This is a genomic window from Neosynechococcus sphagnicola sy1, assembly GCF_000775285.1.
In the GTDB taxonomy this organism is placed as follows: domain Bacteria; phylum Cyanobacteriota; class Cyanobacteriia; order Neosynechococcales; family Neosynechococcaceae; genus Neosynechococcus; species Neosynechococcus sphagnicola.
In genome coordinates this window covers 1-2,938 of sequence record NZ_JJML01000091.1, presented here as the reverse complement: position 1 = coordinate 2,938, position 2,938 = coordinate 1, and the positions used below count along the sequence as shown (strand labels likewise).

The window sequence follows — 2,938 nt, the reverse complement described above, 5'->3', positions numbered from 1 at the left end:
GATTCTCACGCGTTACTCACCCGTCCGCCACTAGCTCCGAAGAGCCCGTTCGACTTGCATGTGTTAAGCAGACCGCCAGCGTTCATCCTGAGCCAGGATCAAACTCTCCATGTTGTTGAAAACATAAAGTAAGTCCTTTAAGCTCCCTTCTTGCCTTGAATAATTGATAATCAATTACTCAAAACTCTCGCTCCTAGCTCTAGGAATCTCTCCCTAAAACCTATTTCTTTTGACGAGGTTTGATGTTATCTTGGCTTTCAAACTATTATGTTGTCTAGGTTCGGGCGCTTCCGGTCGCTTCACTTTCGCGTCGCTCCCCTCAACCGCTTTACTAATCTAACAACTCCCACTCACTCTGTCAACCCCTCTCCCGCAAAATTAAAAATACCCCCTCTCTCACTCCTCTAGGTCGTTTACTTAGAGGCATGGGCTGGTGTTTTCCGATTTGAGCGACAATTGGGTTGCTGACAGAACGGTAACGAGGTGGATTTTTGTGAATTTCCAGTCGGTGATTGCGGCTCTAAATCAGTTCTGGAGTGAGTCCCTTACAACGAGGTCAGGTCAACCTGGCTGTCTGATCGTTCAGGCATATGACACAGAGAAGGGAGCGGGTACCAAGAGTCCACATACTTTTCTGCGGGCAATTGGTCCAGAGCCGTGGTCGGTTGCTTATGTTGAGCCATGCCGACGACCTGGCGATGGTCGTTATGGGGAGAACCCGAACCGTGTGCAGCATTACTATCAGTACCAAGTATTGATTAAGCCATCACCGGATAATATTCAGGAGATTTATCTGGATTCACTGAGAGTCTTGGGCATTCAGCCAGAAGATCATGATATCCGGTTTGTCGAGGATAACTGGGAGGATGCAGCCGTTGGTGCCTGGGGCGTGGGCTGGGAAGTTTGGCTAGATGGTATGGAGGTAACCCAGTTTACCTATTTTCAGCAGTGTGGCGGCATTGACTGTCGCCCAGTTGCGATCGAGATCACCTATGGTCTAGAGCGACTGACAATGTACCTCCAAGGCGTCAACTCAATTTTCGATATCCACTGGAATGATCAGTTGACCTATGGAGATGTGCATCTCCAGGGAGAGATTGAGTGTTCAACATATAACTTTGAAGCTTCGAATCCAGACCTACTGTTTACTTTGTTCAAACTCTATGAGCAGGAGGCTGAACAGTTAATGGAGAAGGGATTGGTACTGCCTGCCTTTGATCAGGTGTTGAAGTGCTCCCATACATTTAACTTGCTTGATGCCCGGGGTGTGATTTCGGTAACGGAGCGAACTCGCTACATTGGAAGAGTTCGGCATATGGCACGCCAGGTAGCTCATTTGTATTTAAGGCAGCGCGAGGCTCTAGGCTTTCCGCTTTTACATGGGGAAGTTGCAGCAGGAGTTTAGCCATTACCCAATGCATTCCCTTAGAGGCTGTTTCTAAAGAAAGATGAAGTTGCAAGTTGGAAGCAAACCTCGTGAGTGAAGCTGAAGTCAGCACTCAACTCTAACAAGATGCTTCGCAAAGAGTATCCCAGCGACTTAACTGATGCCGAGTGGAAGGTGATAGAACCCTTGCTCCCTGCTGAATCAGCAATTGGCCATCCGAGAGAAGTTGACTTTCGTGAAATTGTTAATGCCATATTCTACGTGCAACGAGAGGGTTGTACTTGGCGAGGGTTGCCAAGCGACTTTCCACCCTGGCAAACGATCTATAACTATCTACGACATTGGCAGAGATTAGGCATCTGGCAACAGTCCATGACCAGTTGAGAATCCAACTTCGGCAAACGACTGGCAAGACAACTCAGCCAAGCGCTGCTATCCTCGATTCTCAATCCGTCAAAACGACGGAAAAAAGGGGGAGGTCTACGGCTACAACGCAGGGAAAAACGGTTAAAGGACGGAAGCGATTTATCCTCGTCGATACCTTAGGTTTGCTGATTGCAGTGGTTGTTATCGAGGCCAGTTGTCCAGAGCGCTTAGGCGGGGCAGCTGTGGTCTTCGAAGCGAGCGAGGCTGCTACTGAGTATCTCAGCGTTGTCTGGGTAGACCAGAGATTTATTGGAGCCAATTTTGCTCGGGTCGTCAACCAATTAACTGGGGCTGAGGTTGAAGTGATTTGTCGTCATAGCGCTGAATTTGAGATTTTACCCAAACCATGGATTGTGGAGCGAACGTTTGCCTGGTGGAATTCCTGCCGACGTTTGAGTAAGGACTACGAAGTGTTGCCAGAGATGAGCCAGGCTATGATTTATGGAGTGATGACGAGGCTAATGCTGCGTCGTTTAGCAAAATTACAAGAGCAAACTTAATAATCATTTAGAGGCAAGCTCTAAAGCCCTCTGCAATCCTTCAACGACTTTTGCGTAGTAGTTCTGTCGTCTGTGATAGGCGCTAGCTCGTCGTCTAAGGGAACTATTGTGAGCCTCATTGTGATTGGCATCAACCTCAGATTTGGGACTGATGGCAGTAAAGGGATGTTCTTGCCTGAGTCATTCAACAGAGAGCGTTCAGATTTTTGTGTAAGCCTTGAGATCGTCAATAGTTGAAGCGTCCTGGAAATAGGATAGCAAAATGTGACAAGGCTGCTTTCCAGTTCTTAATTGGTCGGTTCCATCGCTTGGCAATGTTGTTCATTGCCAAATACATCAACTTGAACACGGACTCCTCATCTGGGAACACAGCCTTGGTCTTAATTACCTTGCGCAATGAGCGATTGAGCGACTCAATGGCATTGGTGGTGTAGATGACTTTGCGAATATCCATTGGATCATCAAAGATGGGAATGACGTTGTCCCAATGCCGAATCCAAATCTGGCTAATCGCCGGATAAAGGGCATCCCATTTGGTTGAAAACGCATCTAGGGCTGCTTCGGCCTCCTCAAGCGTGGTGGCTTGATAGATTGGCTTCAGGTCTGCCGCTACCGCTTTAGCATC

The 2,938-nt window shown here is 47.9% G+C and carries 3 protein-coding genes, 1 rRNA gene and 1 pseudogene; 2 read left to right on the top strand and 3 right to left on the bottom strand.

Features of this window, described 5'->3' with window-relative positions; genetic code table 11:
• Positions 1–114 (bottom strand): 16S ribosomal RNA (locus DO97_RS20115); the annotation flags it as partial.
• Positions 115–493: 379 nt separating this feature from the next.
• On the opposite strand from DO97_RS20115, the gene glyQ reads away from it, so the two are divergent.
• Positions 494–1,405: a glycine--tRNA ligase subunit alpha gene (gene glyQ / locus DO97_RS20110; RefSeq protein ID WP_072016526.1), complete on the top strand. Its 912-nt coding sequence runs from the start codon at positions 494–496 to the stop codon at positions 1,403–1,405.
• Between the two features lie 108 nt (positions 1,406–1,513).
• A protein-coding gene (locus tag DO97_RS23480; RefSeq protein ID WP_156120699.1) for an IS5 family transposase occupies positions 1,514–2,313 on the top strand; the annotation gives its coding sequence in 2 pieces (ribosomal slippage) (positions 1,514–1,754 and positions 1,754–2,313; 801 coding nt in all).
• A gap of 15 nt (positions 2,314–2,328) precedes the next feature.
• On the opposite strand, the pseudogene DO97_RS24235 reads toward DO97_RS23480, so the two are convergent.
• Together DO97_RS24235 and DO97_RS20095 are read right to left on the bottom strand one after the other, a co-directional pair.
• Positions 2,329–2,493 (bottom strand): annotated as a pseudogene (locus DO97_RS24235) (IS1 family transposase); the annotation flags it as partial.
• Between the two features lie 46 nt (positions 2,494–2,539).
• A partial coding sequence (locus tag DO97_RS20095; RefSeq protein WP_036537041.1) for an IS256 family transposase occupies positions 2,540–2,938 on the bottom strand: 399 nt, incomplete at its 5' end.